The organism is Methylocaldum sp. RMAD-M (assembly GCF_017832375.1).
Classification (GTDB): Bacteria; Pseudomonadota; Gammaproteobacteria; order Methylococcales; family Methylococcaceae; genus Methylocaldum.
In genome coordinates this window covers 161,969-179,735 of record NZ_JAFIBZ010000005.1, presented here as the reverse complement: position 1 = coordinate 179,735, position 17,767 = coordinate 161,969, and the positions used below count along the sequence as shown (strand labels likewise).

Annotated in this window: 12 protein-coding genes; 10 read left to right on the top strand and 2 right to left on the bottom strand. The window is 58.8% G+C overall.

Translation table 11 applies throughout. The annotated features are described in order from the left end of the window. The first annotated feature begins 680 nt into the window (after positions 1-680). The 6 genes from JOD69_RS07355 to JOD69_RS07330 all read left to right on the top strand — a co-directional run bounded on the left by JOD69_RS07355 (position 681) and on the right by JOD69_RS07330 (position 8,961). Positions 681-2,891 (top strand): GMC family oxidoreductase, encoded by a 2,211-nt coding sequence (locus JOD69_RS07355; RefSeq protein WP_210023836.1) that lies wholly within the window; start codon positions 681-683, stop codon positions 2,889-2,891. 27 nt (positions 2,892-2,918) lie between these two features. Continuing rightward, positions 2,919-3,947 carry an alpha/beta fold hydrolase gene (locus JOD69_RS07350; RefSeq protein WP_156879629.1) on the top strand — a complete coding sequence of 343 codons (1,029 nt, stop codon included), beginning with the start codon at positions 2,919-2,921 and terminating at the stop codon, positions 3,945-3,947. 23 nt (positions 3,948-3,970) lie between these two features. Further along, entirely contained in the window at positions 3,971-4,864 is an 894-nt protein-coding gene (locus tag JOD69_RS07345; protein ID WP_077732756.1) for an acetoacetate decarboxylase family protein, read from the top strand. An 11-nt stretch (positions 4,865-4,875) separates the two neighbouring features. Further along, positions 4,876-6,369, top strand: coding sequence for a patatin-like phospholipase family protein (locus tag JOD69_RS07340; protein WP_210023835.1), 1,494 nt, complete (start codon positions 4,876-4,878; stop codon positions 6,367-6,369). 88 nt (positions 6,370-6,457) lie between these two features. Further along, positions 6,458-8,029, top strand: a complete 1,572-nt coding sequence (locus JOD69_RS07335) for a metallophosphoesterase (protein ID WP_210023834.1) — start codon at positions 6,458-6,460, stop codon at positions 8,027-8,029. A gap of 431 nt (positions 8,030-8,460) precedes the next feature. Continuing rightward, positions 8,461-8,961, top strand: coding sequence for a hypothetical protein (locus tag JOD69_RS07330; protein WP_139841133.1), 501 nt, complete (start codon positions 8,461-8,463; stop codon positions 8,959-8,961). Between the two features lie 86 nt (positions 8,962-9,047). Here the strand turns inward: JOD69_RS07330 and JOD69_RS07325 are convergent, their stop codons facing one another. Further along, a complete protein-coding gene (locus tag JOD69_RS07325; protein WP_210023833.1) occupies positions 9,048-9,584 on the bottom strand; it encodes a transposase in 537 nt (178 codons plus the stop codon). Positions 9,585-9,914: 330 nt separating this feature from the next. On the opposite strand from JOD69_RS07325, the gene JOD69_RS07320 reads away from it, so the two are divergent. The 4 genes from JOD69_RS07320 (at position 9,915) to JOD69_RS07305 (ending at position 16,633) form a co-directional block, all read left to right on the top strand. After that, complete coding sequence (locus tag JOD69_RS07320; protein WP_210023832.1) at positions 9,915-12,284, top strand: serine/threonine-protein kinase; 2,370 nt, start codon at positions 9,915-9,917, stop codon at positions 12,282-12,284. A gap of 295 nt (positions 12,285-12,579) precedes the next feature. Next, on the top strand, positions 12,580-15,429 hold the full coding sequence (gene rapA, locus JOD69_RS07315; protein ID WP_210023831.1) for an RNA polymerase-associated protein RapA: 2,850 nt from the start codon (positions 12,580-12,582) through the stop codon (positions 15,427-15,429). A 194-nt stretch (positions 15,430-15,623) separates the two neighbouring features. Next, positions 15,624-16,301 carry a TIGR00730 family Rossman fold protein gene (locus JOD69_RS07310; RefSeq protein WP_077730405.1) on the top strand — a complete coding sequence of 226 codons (678 nt, stop codon included), beginning with the start codon at positions 15,624-15,626 and terminating at the stop codon, positions 16,299-16,301. Between the two features lie 119 nt (positions 16,302-16,420). After that, positions 16,421-16,633: a hypothetical protein gene (locus tag JOD69_RS07305; protein ID WP_086134964.1), complete on the top strand. Its 213-nt coding sequence runs from the start codon at positions 16,421-16,423 to the stop codon at positions 16,631-16,633. An 8-nt stretch (positions 16,634-16,641) separates the two neighbouring features. Here the strand turns inward: JOD69_RS07305 and JOD69_RS07300 are convergent, their stop codons facing one another. Next, entirely contained in the window at positions 16,642-17,688 is a 1,047-nt protein-coding gene (locus tag JOD69_RS07300) for a multicopper oxidase domain-containing protein (RefSeq protein WP_245245497.1), read from the bottom strand. Positions 17,689-17,767 lie beyond the last annotated feature (79 nt).

Sequence of the window (17,767 nt, the reverse complement as noted above, 5' to 3'; positions counted from 1 at the left end):
CTATTAATCAGGCCCGTAAATACCCTCCTGGTATTTCGGGCCGCCGCCCAGGCCGGTACACGCCCGGCCTGGGCTCACGCGGCTTGTCGCCGCGCCGGGGCATCCCTGCCCCGGATTAACCCGGCCTATATTTATAGGCCGGGTTAATAAAGGCATTGCCTCGGATCTAGGGAAGCAAATGCACGCCGGCGACCCCATCCTATCTCGAACAGCGCATCGCTAGCGGTTAGCTCTTGCGGGCTAGCCCGTGATCCGGTGCGCCTGCCAATCGCGGGCTGAAGCCTACTCACAAGCGTATAGCCCATTTAGCATGGAAGCGGCCGCAAGCCGACAGAATTCATGCGGCTCATAGATATGCCGCACTTTTCAGTGTTCCGCTCGCGCCAAACCGCTTCCGGCTGATACTTAATGTCCGGTGGGATAAGGGATAAAAAGCACTGGCACAAACCAAGGGTTCGTTGTTTACAAAGGCCTTTTGCCTTGTCAGGCCAATTATCTTCAATATTTAGATGTCGTTTTTCGTAAGGCGGACTATTATTCATTTTTTTCAGGAGAGTTTTGAATCGTAGATCGTGTGACGGACTCGGGGGTTAAATCGGATTACCCTTAATACCGAAAAAGCATTTCCGGGCCGACCTATAACAATACATTCATCATCCATAACGAGAAGGAGAATAATGATGACGATCTTATCCTTGACCTTTAAGGAAACCATGTCGGGGTATTTTGCTTTGGGGGCGAGCGATACCGCGGAAGGCGCGCAGCGGGGAAAACAGGACGGGACCACTCTGGCCATGCACGCGGAGGTCGGTATCGACGATTTGGACCGTTTCGTCAGCGATCCCGATCATTTAGGCTCTCTGAAAGGCACCATCGATTTCGCGCCGCTCGGCATGGGCATCGAGGCGCCCACCGGGGTCTTCAACCTGTTCAAGCCCACCGACAATCCCGACATGACCTATATGGTCTACGAGCTGGCCTTCCATCATCAGGGCGAAGACTACTACCTCGCCGGCCATAAAGACGTCAGGGACGATTCCGGTTTCGATCTGTGGTCCGACACCACGACCCTCTATACCACGCTGCATCAGGGCAAGGACAAGACCGGCCCGGTCATAGGCGCGGGCATTCTGACCTTGGGCATCAAGCAGTTGGCCGACCTGTTGTCGACCATCGAAGTGCCGAACGCCGAAAACCTGGCCGAAAAGGCCGCCGCGGTCGAAAAGTTCGGCCGATTCTTCGCCGGCAAGCTGTGGGATGCCTACGTCATCCCGAAATTCGGTAGGCAGGTCTTCGACAAGAATGTCGACGACACTTTGCATTACGATGTGATCGTGATCGGCAGCGGCTTCGGCGGCGCGGTCACCGCCTGCCGTCTGGCGGAAAAAGGCATGAAGGTCTGCATTCTGGAACGCGGCCGCCGCTGGGATGTGAAGGATTATCCGCGCGGGCCGAAAGATGCTTGGTGGTGGTCCCACGAAGAACCCGAAAAGGACAACGGCTGGATCGACATCCGATTCTACAAGCACATGGCCGTAGCCCAGGGCTGCGGCGTCGGCGGCGGCTCGCTGATTTACGCGAATATCTTCGTCGAGGCCGAACCGTTCGCGTTCGAATCAGGCTGGCCGGCGGAAATCACTTATGACGCACTGAAGCCCTATTACGAAAAAACCGGCAAGATGCTCAACGTCCAGGAAGTGCCGGACAATCAATGGCCGCCGAAAATGAAGCTCATGAAAGAAGCGGCGGAAAATTGCGGCTATAGGGCGCGTTTTCGCAAAATGCCGCTGGCCGTCAATTTCGATCCCGAGTTCAGCTACGACAAGCCCGACGCCTTCGACGACAAGCACTCGAAATCGCACGTCAACGCATTCGGCCTGGAACAGGGGACCTGCGTTCACTGCGGCAATTGCGACATCGGCTGTCAGGTCAAGGCCCGCAACACACTGGACCTGAACTACATCCCTCTCGCCGAAAAGCACGGCGCGGAGGTCAAGCCCCTGCACCTGGTTCAGCGCATCACCCCCCTGCACGGCAACACGGGCTACCGGGTCGACTTCGACGTGATCGACACGAAGAAGAAAAAACTGGTTCCCGGCCATTTGAACGCAAAGAAAGTGATCGTCGCGGCCGGTACCATGGGCAGCAACGAGCTTTTGCTGCGCTGCCGCGATCAGTACGGCACCCTGCCCGAGCTGAGCCCGATGCTCGGCGTCGGCTGGAGTTCCAACGGCGATTTTCTGACTCCGGCAATTTATGAGAACCGCCAAATTTCGCCGACCCGCGGCCCCACCATCACCAGCGCCATCGATTTCCTGGACGGCTTTTTCCGTAAACAACGCTTCTGGGTGCAGGATGGCGGTTTCCCCAACCTGCTCAAGGATTCCCTTCAGGATTTGAGCAAGGATCACCACTTTGGCCATTTCTTCTCGGTTCTGAAATCCCTCAACAAAGGCAGCGATCCGCTGTCTGCGGTCATGCCCTGGTTCGGCCAGGCGGTCGACGCCTCGGACGGTGTGCTGAAACTTTCCCGCAGCTGGATTCCGCCGTTCCGCCACAAGATGGACCTGGAATGGAACATCAAGAAATCGGAGGGCGCGGTTCAGGCGCTGATCGACATGCACAAGACGCTGTCGGAAGCCACCGGGGGCACGGCCATAGTCCCGGCGACCTGGGAAATCCTAAAAGATCTCATTACGCCGCATCCTTTGGGGGGTTGCCGCATGGGCACCAGCATCGCCGACGGCGTGGTCGACCACAAGGGCGAGGTATTCGGCTATCCGGGGCTGTACGTAGCCGACGGCGCCATCATTCCGAGGGCGGTGGGCCTCAACCCGTCCCGCACGATTGCCGCGCTGGCCGAACGCATCGCGGATTTCATCCAACCCTGAACCCCGCCTTCGGGGAAGGAGCGTCCCATGTCTTTGACGGAACGCATCGTACCGTTCACGGCCGGCGACGGGCTGGCCCTCAACCTCATCAACGTCCGCTCGGCGGACCGGGCTCCCACGCGGGAGCCCGTCATCGTGGTGCATGGCGCAGGGGTGCGGGCGAACATTTTCCGCGCGCCCGGCCAGACCACCGTCGTCGATGCGCTGGTGGAAGCCGGATATGACGTCTGGCTGGAAAATTGGCGCGCCAGCATCGACTTCCCTCCCAACGAATGGACTCTGGATCACGCCGCCCTCTACGACCATCCTCACGCGGTGCGCAAGATCCTGGAAGAGACCGGGCAGCGGAAAGTCAAGGCCATCATCCACTGCCAAGGCTCGACCACTTTTACCATGTCCGCTATCGCCGGACTGGTGCCGGAAGTCACCACCATCGTCAGCAACGCCGTGTCGCTGCATCCGGTGGTCCCGGACTGGTCGGAATTCAAGCTGAATTTCGCCGTGCCCGTGGTCAACGCACTAACCCCTTACGTCAATCCGCATTGGGGCGTCGAGGCGCCGACCCTGATCGCCAAAACCATTACCGGCCTGGTGAAGCTGGTCCACCACGAGTGCGACAGCACCGTGTGCAAGATGGTCAGCTTCACCTACGGCAGCGGATTTCCCGCACTGTGGCGGCACGAAAACCTGACCGACCTGGTCCACGAGGATTGGATCAATCAGGAGTTCGGCAACGTGCCGCTACGCTTTTTCAAGCAAATGGCCCGTTGCGTCAAAAAAGGCAACCTGGTCTCGGTCGACGGCCTGCCGGATTTGCCGTCGGATTTCGCCGCTTCACCGCCGAAAACCGACGCGCGCTTCGTATTCTTCGCCGGCGAGAAGAACCGCTGTTTCCTGCCGGAAAGCCAGAGAAAATCCTGGCAATACTTCGACGCGCTGCGGCCGGGTTTTCACGCGCTGCACGTGCTGCCCGAATACAGCCATTTGGATGTTTTCATGGGCAAGAACGCCGCCACCGACGTATTTCCTCTAATGATTCAAGAACTAGCCAAATAACGAACAACAACAAGGTAATCACAATGGGTATTCCAAAACGCATCAAAGCCATCTCGGGGCAACACTCCCTGGTCGACAACATCCCTTTCCAACTGCCCGTTCAATGTGCGCCCTCGCCCGTCCTCATGGCGGTCTTTCCGATCAACCCGGACAAGGCGAAGGCTCTGCTGCCGGCGGAAGTCCATCCGCTGCGGGTGGGCAGCAAGGGCTTTTTGGTCGTCACCGTCATCAATTATCTCGGCACCAATATCGGCACCTACGTCGAATACAGCATAGGCATCGCCTGCACCCATGGCCTGAAACCCGCGCCGTCGCTGTTGCCGCTGCTGTTCATGAACTGGTTCGGCAGCGGGCAGTACGTGGTCGACTTGCCGGTATCCACCAAGATTTCGGTAAAGGGCGGCAAGGGAATCTGGGGCATGCCGAAACATCAGGCCAACCTCGATTTCAAGATCGGCGACGACACCGTCAGCAGCCAGTACGATCTCGACGGCAAACTGGTGACCTATATCGAAATCGGCCGGCCCTCGTCTACGCCCCTCCCGCTGAACATGAACACGGTCAATTACTGCGCGTTCCGCGGCATGCTGATGAAGTCCTACATCTATTTCCAGGGTAAAGCGGGCCTATGCCTGTTCAACTGGGCCAAAGCCCGACTGGTGCTGGGCGACCATCCGCGTGCGGAACCCTTGAAAACCCTGGAAATCGCAGACAAGCCGCTGATGACGGCGTTCATCCCCAATGCCGTCGGCACTCTGGACGATCATATGGATTGTTGGTTCTTGCACCAAGACCAGCCGCCGACGACCGCACCCGAGGGTATGGAAAGCGTCATCAACCTGCCCCTGGACGAAACCTGGCCGCCCGCCCCCACCGCTCCCATCGTCGGACAGACCTTCGGCAACCTGAACCGCTGAGGAGGCCGGCCATGAACTCAGCCAACACGGTTCCGCTAACCGCCCCCTTGAAGTCCGGACAGCCGAAACGGGCACTGGTCCTTCCGGGCGGCGGTCTTCGATTGTCTTATCAGGCGGGCATCCTGCTCGCTCTGGAAGAGGCGGGCCTGGAGTTTCAGTACTTCGACGGCACGTCCGGCGGCAGCCTGAACATGTCCATGCTGCTGTCCGGGCTGAAGCCGGCCGAAATCTGCCAGCGCTGGCGCACGCTCAATCTCAAGGACACCATCGCCTTCCTGCCGCTCAAGGATTATCTGAATGTGGAAAACCTGGAAGGACTGGGGGATTCGAAAGGGTTTCGCACCAAAGTGCTGCCACATTTCGGCATCGATACCGCCCGTATCCGCGTCGTCGACTCGCTCTCCGCCAGCTATAACGTCCTGGATTACGCGAACAAGGCGGTCAAGGTGATATCCCACCGGGACATCGACGAAGACATGATCATTGCCGGCATGTCCCTGCCCGGCGTTTTTCCCCCGGTGCGGAAGGACGGCGGCATCTACCTGGATACCGGCTTCGTGCAGGACGCGAACCTGACGGAAACGGTAAAAAACGGCGCGGAGGAAATCTGGGTCTTGTGGGGTTTGGGCAATACCGGCACCTATCGGGGCGGCCCCTTGCATCTGTACGTCCAGATGCTGGAAATGAGCGCCAACGCCGCCCTGAACAGCCAGTTGGAGGCCGTCCGAGAGATCAACCGGCGGATCGAACACGGCGACAGCCCCTACGGCCAAACCCGTGCGATCCGGGTTCATGTCGTCAAGCCGGAATATCCCTTGCCGCTCGACCCGGACCTTTATCTCGGCAAGATCGATCACGCCACTTTGATCGAAATGGGCTATGCCGACGGAAAATCCTATCTGCGCGCGATACCCGGAACGACCGCCGAAGCGCAGAGCAATCCCTCGCGCATGAAAGATCCCGTGCCCGGAATCCGCTTCCGGAAGTGTTTTCAGGGAAAAATCTCCTTGGCGCAGCAACCGGAATCGAAACAGGATTTGAAGATCGAGCTGTGCATCCACATCGCCGACCTCGAGGCTTTTCTCGCCGATCCCGAGCATGCCGCGCGGATCACCGGCCATCTGAGCAGCCCCGCTTTCGGGCCGATGGTGTTGCTCGCCGATAGCCGCTTTTCCCTGACCAGCCTGCCGAATCGAACCCGGCGCATCGGTTACGAACTCCGCTTCGAGAGCGAAAACCGGCGTTACGGGCTAGTTGCGGAGCAGATTCTGCACGACGATCCGGGTCCCGACATGTGGCGGGATTTGTCCACCGTTTCCGCGCACCTGTTTGCGGCGGACGGGAGTCCGCTCGGCACCGGAACGCTGTGCTTGTCGATGGGCGGCGTCAAGGATTGGCTCGGCGGCATCCGGGCGACGGAAACCCAGACCGTGACCGACGAACTCAAGGTCGTCGCCCGCTTCGCCCGGTTCGTTCTCGGCGAATTGTACGACGTGTACGGATAGCCCCGAACCGCTCCGCCCGCGCCAGGGAAAGCCAGGGCCATCCCTCAGGGACTGAAAACGAATAACAACAAACCCCGGAGGACCGATCATGAGCCAATCCGAAGCGCTCGAATTCTTTCACGAAATCGATATCAGCGACCCGACCAGGCCGAACCGCCTGTGCGTCTGCATCAGCGACGTGCATTTCACCGACGGCACGGTGGGCGTGCAAAGCCGCGACGACTGGGACGATTTCTTCGGTGAGATCACTCTCCTGTGCGAAGACCGAGGAATCGAGGAACTGGTGTTCGTCCTGGATGGCGACGTGGTGGACATGATCCGCACCAAGCACTGGGCGGAGCGAGGAGTCTACCCCTGGGAACGCGATCATCCGGACTTTCCCGACATCGTGAAAACGATCATGCAGGGCATCGTCGACCAGCACGACGGGCATGCCGGCGGGCATTGCAAGTTTTTCCGAATGCTCCAGGAATTGCCGGCCGCGCTCACGGCCAAAGGCGTCAAAAAGGTCGACGTCCTGGTGCTGCTCGGCAATCACGACAAGGAAATCCTGTCCGCGCCCGAAGCGCTCAAGCTCTTTTACGAAGAATGCCTGGGCTGGACGCTGAAAGACATTCCGGCAGACTATCGACTGAAGGTCGGACGGATGTACGGCGACGAAAACCTGTTCAAGAGTCCCGACAGCGCCCCTTGGTTTCCGTTCTACTATGCGGACCTCGGCTTCCGCCTGTTCGTCACCCACGGCCAGTGGCGCGATGGGGACAATTGCCGCGCCCTTCCGGAATGGTCCATCGAGAACGGCTGGCAGATCGAGACCTGGCGGCAACTCCGCTATCGGCCGTTCACCGATCCCTGCTTCGGCGATACGGTCGCGGCGGGCGTTCTGTCCGGGTTCATCTGGAAAGCGAAGCAAGCCTTGGCCGAGGAGGACAGGAAACGCATAGCACGGGCGGAAGCGAAAAGCCTCGGGGTGACCCGTTTGGAACAAGTCCTCGACGAACTCGATCTTTACCGGCCGAGCTATGCGGCGGTTTCACGCATCATCGAAGAAACCCGGAAGCTCAAGGAGCGGCCCGACCTCGCCGACACCATAGAAAAGCTCCTGCAAGACTCGGTATCCGAGTGGCTGAGCTGGGACTTCACCTATGAAAGCTCCCCCCGGAAACGGCGCATCGGCCTGAAATTTCTGCGCTGGTGGCTAGGTGTCGCGAGCAAGCTGCACCGCACGCTCGAACTCAAGGCGATCGAATGGTTCATGAAAATACTCGCCTGGTTCCGCAGCCACCACCGGGAAGAGGCGGTCACTTTCGAAGAGATGAAGAAATTCCCGGCTTTCCTGCCCGAAAATCGAATCTACGGATTCCACATCCACGGCGAAGGCCACACCCATAATCCCCTGGAAGAAGAACCGGATGTCGACAAGGGCCGAAACTATACCTACATCAATTTCGGCACCTGGCGCGACCAGGTCGTGGAAAAGAACGCCGGACATTGGCTCCTCAAGCTCCTGAGAAGAACCAAACCCAGCTACCGCCGCCGCAGCGTCGGCCGCGCCCTGTTCGTCCTCGACCTCAAACCCGCCCCCGGCGACGACAAAAGGATTTTCGGCTATTGGGTCGACGACAACCTGACCTGGAGCGACAAGCTGGATTGGAAGTGAATCATTCGGCGGAACGGGCATCCAGGCGCTCCCTGGATGCCCGTTTGCGATTGGAAGGGTCGCTTCGGCGCTCCCGAAGCGACCGTTTGCGATTGGAATACGCGGGTAGGCTATTCCGCCTTACTAGAGCGTTTTTCATCCCGGTGTACGGATTTGTGTAGGGCGGGAAGAACGTAGGTCGGCAATCCCTTGCCGACAAAGCCCTTTGCCGAGCCGGTACTTGAATCATCGTCTGTCGTTGTCGAGTGGATTGGCACTAACCCATTCGTTCATAACGATCCACGGTATGCCCCGGTAGGTAACTACATGTTCACTACTGTAGATGAGTGGGTCAGACGAGATGCCTAACACTTCGCTCGAGAGGGACGCTCCGCCAGCAAGCTTCGCTTGCTGTCTCCGCGCCCCTCAACTCAAACGTTGGGCATCACTGAATGCGCTGTGATACTTACAACGATCTGCATCAGGTAGTCGCTGCTAGGACGGCTTCTGCAACCGGCGTTGTCGTGATTGATGGTGCCAGTTGTTCGGGAAAATCTACGGCCACCATGCATCTGGCACGTGACCTAAACGGATTCCGAGTGAGTGCGGACAGCTATGTCGAAGCGGGACGAGGTGGTTCCTTCGTCGGTCGGCTGGCGCTCGAATTCTTAAGAGACGATATCGAGCGACTCCAGAAGTACTTTCGTCTCGTATTCTTCGAGGGGATCTGTGCGCGAGATATTCTTGGCGAAATAGGCGTTAAGCCAATAATGTCGATCTACGTTCAGACGATCGCAACCAGCGGTCTTTGGCATTTCCAGTTCCATCTTGAGGACTTCATGAACGGGGCTGAAAATCGAGAAGAGGAGCCCTCCCGCAGTGACTACGAATATCACGCCCGAGTGCGGCCTTACGAGAACGCGGATGTAACGTATGTGCGCGTGGCTGACTGATGTGACGCCCAATCGGGTAACCGGGGGTTTCTAACCCCCAGCTTGTGTATGCTGCATGAGATTTAGCGTAATGCGCCGAATGGGTTTCAAACCCGCTCGCCCACATCGATATCGGATTCCACCCCACCCGCCCAATTTAACGGATACACACCTCGTTCGACGTACCGGTGAAACGTCGAATACGGCCACTCCGACACGCATTGGACATAACCGTGTTTCACCGGATTGATGTGGCAATAATCCACATGAGCCGAATAATCCTCCTCGTCGCGGATGGCGTGTTCCCAAAACCGGCGTTGCCATATCCCACGTTCGCCACGGGCAACGCGAACCTTTGAGCGCCGTTCGGTCGATGGCAAGGCTTTGGAGAAGCCTTGTTTGATCAATCGCCATCGATTGGTGAAATCGTCATCGCCGGGTGGCAGCGTCCACACGCCGTGCAGGTGATCCGGCAAGACTACCCAGGCGTCGATATGGAATGGCCATTTGATTCGAACCGCCCGTATCACAGATCGAAGCAGGTCGATGTGCCGGACGAGCCAATCATTCGGGTAACGTTCGAGCAGATTGACGGTGAGGAAATAGGTTCCACCGGGTACACGATAACGTCGATAATCAGGCATCGGGATTCATCATCCGAAAAGCCAATAACCCAGGGAACAATAGCAGACCGTGGGAACATCGGATTTACGATGGCTTTTCCAATCATCGCTTCATGCGGCGCAATACGCGGGACCGCTATTGCGCCCTACTCGCCGGCGTTAGAGATACAACGGATAACGGACTGTACGCCACGCCATACTTGACTTTTCGCCATTCCGGGTTGCCTTATCTTTTTCCAATCGGCACAATGTAAAACCCGACGATTCCGGGGGCTACTCGATTTACTCGCCCGCCATCCTCGTCTCACGCCTCGCAAGAAGCCGCTTAGCCCCGCTTTCATCTGCACTGCTATGCCACAGAATATGCGCCAGAATGCACTCAATCCAGGCTATCGCCTGCAGTGGTTTTCCATAGAACAAGTTCTGGGTCAGGGCAACTTCGGAATCACCTATCTCGCCCACGACTCCATTCTTGAGCGTCACGTTGCCATCAAAGAATATCTCCCGGTAAAGCTTGCCGTTCGAGACGGCGCCGCTTTGATCCGGCCGGCAACGGAGGATTGCGGCGAGCAGTATCTCGCGGGACTGGAGCTTTTCATCAACGAGGCGCGCATGCTGGCGAAGGTGGAGCATCCCAACATCGTCCGGGTGCTCAACGTTTTCGTCGCCAATAATTCCGCCTACATGGTGATGAGCTACGAGGAGGGCGAAAGCCTGCACGCCGTCCTCGAGCGCCGCAGGACCCTGGAGCAAGGCGAACTCCTCAGGTTCTTGATCCCTATCCTGAATGGCCTGGAGAAAATACATAACGCCGGCTTTATCCATTGCGACATCACGCCGGCCAATATCTTGCTCCGGAAGGACGGGAGTCCCGTGCTGCTGGACTTCGGGTCTGCGCGTCAGTCGCTGGGAGAAAAAACACAGGCCCTCCCCAGCATGCTTTCCCCCGGCTACGCCGCCATTGAACAGTACTATGGGAAAGGCGATCAGCTGGGGCCATGGACCGATATCTACGGCCTTGGTGCGACGCTCTATCGGAGCATCGCGGGCATTGCCCCGCCCGATGCGCTCGAACGCAGCCAAAGCATCATCTTGGCCTCGAAAGAAATTTTCGTTTCCGCCAAACAGGTCGGCGGACCTCGCTACAGCGAAGGCTTGCTTCGCGCAGTCGACCACGCCCTGAGCTTGAATCCGCCTAAGCGCCCGCAGAGTATCGCCGCATGGCGGCGGGAATTTTCCCTGGCGCCGGAGCTTCCCGTCGAAGATGCGCCTGCGCCTAAGCAGCCGGAGGTGAAAGCCGAAACCGTGGCCGCCAACCCGGCCGATGCGCCGGCGCGCCGGCCGACATCCGATGCCGCTCGCTCGCGCATTCCGGCCATCTCGGCAATCGTGCTGATCGTCGCCGCCGGACTCGTTTGGCTGAGTCGCGGCCTATTCTCGGAGCACGAGCAAGCAACCGCATCGTCGGACGCCGAGCAAACCGTTCGCGAAAACGATCCGGCCGGTATTGATCAATTTGCGGAAAGCGCGCCGCAAAAGATCGCTCCGGCCACTCCGCCTTCGCCGCCCGAGGAATCGACTGTCGAAAAAAATGCCGGTGCCCAAGCGGGCTCCGAGCAGCACGCGGCTGAGATCGACGCGCTGTTCGAGCTATTGGCTCGGGCCGGCGAGGACATCAGGGCGGGCCGCCTCATCAGCCCCAAAGACAACAATGCCCTCGCCAAATATCGCTCGGTGCTCGCGTTAGATCCCAACCAGCCGCAGGCCAAGCAAGGCATCCAAGAAATCGTCGATCGGTTCGCCCAGCCGGCCCGCGAAGCCATGGACCGCCGGGACTGGAAGCTTGCGCAGACGCGTATCGACGAAGTCGCCATTGTTCTGCCGGAAGCCGAAAGCTTGCGCCAAGAGCTCGACACCCGCAGAGCCGAAGCCGAAAAGGGGCGCTCCAAAGCCAGTGCCGAACAAAAGTCCGCCGAGCAGACTGCGGCGATTTCTCCCGATCACAAGCAAGCCGCTCAATCGCCGAGTGCTCCAAAAACCCCTGAAGCACAGGGTGATGCCGAGATATCCGACGCGGAGGAAAGCGACCGGCGCAAGCAAGCCGCCGGCAGAACCGTCGGACGCGCATGGCGAGCCCTCAATCGAGAAGAATGGGATAAGGCGCAAGTCTATATCGATCAAGCCGCGGCGACGCTGGGCGATACCGAAGAGGTGCAAACCCTCAGGCGACAACTGATTTCGCGCAAAGCCCAGGCCGCCCAAGCAAAAGAGACCACGGCGGAGGGTGCTCAGGCGACGAATGCAGGAGCAGCCGAACAACCGGCTCCGGTAGCGGATAAAACAGCGGTCAAGATCGAAAGCGCCAGGTCGGCTCCACATCAGGTCAGCCCCGGCGAACGGGTGGAATTCATCACGACGTATGAGTTGACGCTTCCCGCCGGCACCCGAGATGCGGAAGTCGAACTCGGCTGGGTGCTGAAAGCGGGCGGCAGGCAAATCGGCCAGGAAGGCTCCGATTTCAAGCTGGCCAGAACCGGTACCAACACGGCCACGAATGAACTGACCGTCCCTTCGTATATGAAGTCCGGCACCTACACGGTCGAACATAGAGTGCGCGCCGGCGATAGCAGGGCCGTCGCCAGGTCGCACTTTTCCGTCGTTCGCAAGCCTCGACAACGGTCGGACGAAGCCGCGCCAAGCGATGCCCAGCAAGGCGAGTAGGAGGGGCCGGCCGCCTGCCCTCTCGGTAAGAACATCCGAATCGAACAACAAAAGCCCCGCCCTTCACGCTATTTCCGTTCACGATCTCCGAAAAAGCGTCCGCCGCGGCCAGAACGACCTTCGGTCACTCGCTCACGGCCGCTTCGGGTCGCCGTCGTCAAACTCCGAAACTTGTCGGAAACTTGGGCACCCGTTCCCGCTCATATTGGAGGCAGGAGCCGTAACCGGCAATTCGGACCGCCCTGTTACAATCCTATAATTGTGATTCCGTGTTACGCCTTGAGGAGAAATAACGTTGCCGACTTTCGTCCCTGGACAGCGCTGGATTAGCGAGACCGAGCCCGAGCTGGGCTTGGGCATTGTGTTGAACGTCGAAAACAACCGTGTGACTCTGCTCTTTATCGCCAGCAGCGAACGCCGCACTTATGCGGTCGACAACTCGCCGTTGACGCGGGTGAGATTTTCCAAGGGCGATTCCATCGAAAGCGCGGACGGCTGGAAACTCAAGGTTACGGAAGTACGGGAAAAAAATGGCCTGATCACGTACGAAGGCGTGGCCGAGGACGGCACTTCGCGAACCCTGGACGAAGTCGATCTCAACCATTTCATGCAGTTCAACAAGCCTCAGGATCGGCTTTTCACCGGCCAACTCGACCCTTCCGGGCTGTTTCGATTGCGCTATGAAACGCTGCGAAGAATCGGCCAACTCGAGCAGTCTCCGGTGCGGGGCTTGTTCGGCGGGCGCACCAGCATCATTCCGCACCAGATATACATCGCCCACGAAGTCGCTCATCGCCAAGCTCCGCGCGTATTGCTGGCCGACGAGGTCGGGCTCGGCAAAACCATCGAAGCGGGATTGATCATCCACCATCAGCTATTGACCGGACGCGCCGAGCGCATCCTTATCATCGTGCCGGAGCCCTTGCTGCATCAATGGCTGGTGGAGATGCTGAGGCGCTTCAATTTGCGCTTCGCCCTGTTCGACGAGGAACGTTTCTGGCAAGTCGAAGACGGCAATCCCTTTCTAAGCGAACAACTGGTACTGTGCAGCCTCGATTTCTTCATGGACGACGAAGAACGCCAGGAAGCCGCGCTCACCGCCGGGTGGGACATGTGCGTGGTCGACGAGGCGCACCACCTGCAATGGTCGGAACAGAAAGCCAGTCCGGAATATCAGTTTGTCGAGCAATTGGGCCGATCGGTGCCGAGCCTCCTGCTTTTGACGGCGACACCGGAGCAGCTCGGCAAGCGCAGCCATTTCGCCCGCTTGCGCCTGCTCGACCCCGACCGCTTCTACAGCTACGACCGGTTCCAGTTCGAGGAAATGCAGTACGAATCGCTGGCCGACGTGATCAACCATCTGCTGGACGATCCGGAGCTCGACCGGGAGACCCTGAGCCAACTGAAATCCCTCATCTCGCAGGATTTGGCGGACGATTTACTGGACCGGCTGGACGATCCGGAACGCACGGAGAATGCGCGCAGCGAGCTGATTCAGCTCCTTCTGGACCGCCACGGCACGGGCCGGGTCCTGTTCCGCAATACCCGGGCCACGGTCAAGGGTTTTCCCGGGCGGGAGCTGATCGCTCATCCCCTGCCGCTGCCCGAGGCCTACAGCCGGCTGCTGACCGAGACTCAACCCCAGATCGAGGACCTTCTGCACCCGGAAACCCTGTACGCCCGGTGTCGCAAGGATGACGCCGAGTGGTGGCGTCTGGACAGCCGGGTGGAGTGGCTGGTCGAAACCATAAAGAATCTCAAGTCGGCCAAGGTGCTGGTAATTTGCGCAAAAGCCAAAACCGCGACCGATTTGGAGGACGCGCTTCGAGTCCGGGGCGTGCGCGCGGCGGTTTTCCACGAGCAGATGAGCATCGTCGCCCGCGACCGGGCAGCGGCGTGGTTCGCCGATACCGAGAACGGCGCTCAGGCGCTGGTATGCTCGGAAATCGGCAGCGAAGGACGAAATTTTCAATTCGCCCATCATCTGGTGATGTTCGATTTGCCGCTCAACCCCGATCTGCTGGAGCAGCGAATCGGCCGTCTCGACCGCATCGGGCAGTCCGAAACCATTCGCATACACGTCGCGTATTTCGAGCGCAGTGCTCAAAGCATCTTGTTCCGCTGGTATAACGAGGGACTGAATGCGTTCAGCCAGCCCAGCCCGGCGGGACTTCCCGTGTTCGGCCGACTCGGAGGACAGCTTACCGCCTTGTTGCAGGCGCCCGATCCCGAAGGCGAAATGAAACTGGTCGAGCGGGCTCGGAAGCTGGCCGATGCGATCCAGGAGGAATTGCATCAGGGCCGTGATCGGCTTCTGGAACTGAACTCGTGCCGCAGGGACGCCGCGGAGCGGCTGGTCCGGCTCATCGAAGAGACGGATCGCGAAAACGATCTCTGGCCTTATTTGGAAGATGTGTTCGACGCTTACGGGGTTGCCGTCGAGGAACATTCGGATCATTGCCACATCCTCAGGCCCGGCGAGCACATGCGCACCCAGTTCCCGGAATTGCCCGAAGACGGCGTGACGGTCACGCTGGACCGGAGTATCGGTCTGGCGCGAGAGGACATGCTGTTCCTGACTTGGGAGCACCCGATGGTTCGGGGCGCCATGGACCTCATCCTCAACAGCGAGCACGGCAACGCCGCGCTGAGTCTGGTCCGGAACCCCGAACTGGAGGCCGGGCAACTGCTGCTCGAAACCGTCTATCTGGTCGAATGCACCGCACCGAAACGCTTGCAGATCGGCCGATTCTTTCCGCCCACGGTGCTGCGTTTCCTGTTCGACCAGGACGGCAACGATCTCAGTGCCCTACCCTTCGAAAGTCTTGCCGAACAGCCCCAGCAGTTCGATCGCGAGCACGCGCTGGGATTGGTTAAAAGCCGACAAAAGCTCATCAATCGGTTAATCCAGAATGCCGAAAAGAAGGCGCGAGCGCAAATGCCCGGCGTCATCGGCGAAAGTGCAAAAAGAATGCTCGATACGATGACGACCGAACTCAAGCGCCTTGCAGCCCTGCGGCGGGTCAATCCGAACGTGCGCCAGGAAGAGCTGGATCAGCTCAAGGAGAACGCCATCGAGATGAACAATTGCATCCAAGGAGCGCATTTGCGCTTGGATTCCGTACGCCTTCTGATCACGGTCTGAGGGCTTTGGCCGGATGCGCCGCTAATCAACGGAAAAAGCCTCCGCATTCGGCCTTCGCTCGGACCGAAACGTTCCATCGCGACAAGCACTTGCACGAAAATCCCGGCTTATGCCTGCAATGGGATGTCGGTGAAATTTCGCCATTCGCTGCCATACTTCTAAAGCCCCATCCTTTTCAATCCCAGGACAGGTTTATGATCGAAGATCTCAAAGGCAGCGAATCGTGGCGCATGTTCAGAATCATCAGCGAGTTCACCGAAGGCTTCGACAAGCTTTCCGATATTCGCTTTGCCGTATCGATTTTCGGCTCCACCCGGATCAAGCCGAGCAGCCCGTACTATCAGGCCGCACAAACCGTGGCCGAGGTTCTCGCGAGCCACGGCTACGCGATCATCAGCGGCGGCGGACTGGGTATCATGGAAGCCGCCAATAAAGGCGCCCGTCTCAAGAAAGCGCGCTCGATCGGACTCAACATCGCCGGCGAAGAGAAATCGAATTCTTATCAAAACCTCAGGCTGGAATTTCGCTACTTTTTCGTGCGTAAACTCATGTTCGTGAAACATTCCATGGGCTATGTCTGCTTTCCCGGCGGATTCAATACCCTGGACGAACTGTTCGAAGCGCTCACTCTGATGCAAACGCACAAAATCCATCCCGTGCCTTTGATTTTGTTCGGTTCGGATTATTGGAAAGGACTGATCGATTGGATCAATAACACGGTCCTCGCCAATCAACTGGTCGACAAAGCCGATTTGACCCAAATCTCGATTACTGACGATCCCCTGGAAGTCGTCGACATCATGAACAAACACCGCGAATGGAAGCTCAAAAAGATTGTCGAGGCGACATCCGCCGCGTCTCCGGAAAGCTGACGACCGTGCCGTGATCGCTCTCGCCGGTCAGTTTTCGCGCCTGACTTCGATATAGCGAAAAACCGATAACGCGATGATGCCAAGCTGAAGCCGATCGTGCGACCGGCGTCGGCACGTTGATGCAAACGGCGGTGGAATGGAGCCGAAAGATCAACCCGCAGCTCGTGATCGGCATCCGCCGCGGCGAACAGGGCGGCCATTCCACCTCCATCCGGTTTTGCCGACGACACCGGACTGGATTCCGTGTCCTCATCCCCCTCCGCATTCCCATCGCCCGTCTTGCAGCGGTCTATGCCGCGCTGGCAGTACGACGCCAGTCGGCAGTCATCTGACGAAGAGTTCACTCGTTGCCCTTTGGCAGAATCTGATATGTGGCGAACATGCCGGCATCGATGTGATCCGCCACATGGCAGTGGAATAGCCATTCACCGGGGTTGTCGGCTTTCATGTCGGCGGTCACCATGCCGGCCGGGAGCAATTGAACGACATCCGTCCGTTGCGCGGCCGAGCGGCGGCCGATCGTGACGGTCTTTCCGTGCCAGTGCGGCGTGTGCAGGTCCACCTCATTGCCCATCCCGAGCAAGTGCCAGCGCACCTTTTCGCCGTCGCGCATCGTCAATCCTTTCAGGTTGCCGAAGACGTACCCGTTGATGCTGTGCATCAGGCCCGGCTCCTCCCCACCGAGTTTGTCGAAGATAAAGTAAGCGGTCACGAACTCCTGATCGACGTCTTTCGGGCGGCCGTCGCGGCGGGCCTCGCCCTTGCGGGTGACGATGATTGGACCCAACAGCCCCTTGTTGGTATCCGTGGGTTCGCCGATATGGGAGTGATACCACCAGACCTTGGAGCTGAGTTCGCCGCCCGCCGGGCCACTGTCTCCGTCCGCAATCCAGGTGTAGTCGAAGCACTGACCCGGCATGACTTCGGCCCCGCTGCCGGGCTCGGCGCCGGAATTCGCTCCGAAGTAATGGGCCCCTTCCTGATCCTTGGTATAGCGCAGGCCGTGGGGGTGCATGCCGGCGGCTCCCTGAGTGCGGTTGCAAAAGCGGACGTTGATCGTGTCTCCGACTTCCGCGCGGATGATCGGTCCCAGGATGCCCAGCCACTCCGGCTGCGGCACCGGACTTTTGAAGCCGGCGTCCCGATACTGGATGAACCGGGTGACCGGAAAGCTGTGACTGTTGGTCCATGGCTCCGGTATCTCGCAGGGCGCAGCATCGGGATGACAGTGGACCAGATTTTTCCCTGACGGCGCGAAATCCCAGATACCGTCTTCGGCAGCAATAAAGTACTGACGGGTCTGGGCGAAAGCGGCGGTCGCGATCATCACCACCAACGGAAGCGCAAGGAAGCCTATCGGGTGCATGCAGATGGTTTGGCCATTCATGAATTTTTCTCGGAGGAATCGTTTACGGCAGTAATTGCAGTTCCTATGCGACTTTAATAATAATCATTCTCAATCATAT

Excerpts from the sequence above, each read along its gene's own strand:
- JOD69_RS07335 (WP_210023834.1), top strand. The coding sequence starts at position 6,458 with ATGAGCCAATCCGAAGCGCTCGAATTCTTTCACGAAATCGATATCAGC.
- JOD69_RS07350 (WP_156879629.1), top strand. The coding sequence starts at position 2,919 with ATGTCTTTGACGGAACGCATCGTACCGTTCACGGCCGGCGACGGGCTG.
- JOD69_RS07340 (WP_210023835.1), top strand. The coding sequence starts at position 4,876 with ATGAACTCAGCCAACACGGTTCCGCTAACCGCCCCCTTGAAGTCCGGA.
- JOD69_RS07330 (WP_139841133.1), top strand. The coding sequence starts at position 8,461 with ATGCGCTGTGATACTTACAACGATCTGCATCAGGTAGTCGCTGCTAGG.
- JOD69_RS07310 (WP_077730405.1), top strand. The coding sequence starts at position 15,624 with ATGATCGAAGATCTCAAAGGCAGCGAATCGTGGCGCATGTTCAGAATC.
- JOD69_RS07320 (WP_210023832.1), top strand. The coding sequence starts at position 9,915 with ATGCCACAGAATATGCGCCAGAATGCACTCAATCCAGGCTATCGCCTG.
- JOD69_RS07305 (WP_086134964.1), top strand. The coding sequence starts at position 16,421 with ATGCAAACGGCGGTGGAATGGAGCCGAAAGATCAACCCGCAGCTCGTG.
- JOD69_RS07355 (WP_210023836.1), top strand. The coding sequence starts at position 681 with ATGACGATCTTATCCTTGACCTTTAAGGAAACCATGTCGGGGTATTTT.
- JOD69_RS07300 (WP_245245497.1), bottom strand. The coding sequence starts at position 17,688 with ATGAATGGCCAAACCATCTGCATGCACCCGATAGGCTTCCTTGCGCTT.
- JOD69_RS07345 (WP_077732756.1), top strand. The coding sequence starts at position 3,971 with ATGGGTATTCCAAAACGCATCAAAGCCATCTCGGGGCAACACTCCCTG.
- JOD69_RS07325 (WP_210023833.1), bottom strand. The coding sequence starts at position 9,584 with ATGCCTGATTATCGACGTTATCGTGTACCCGGTGGAACCTATTTCCTC.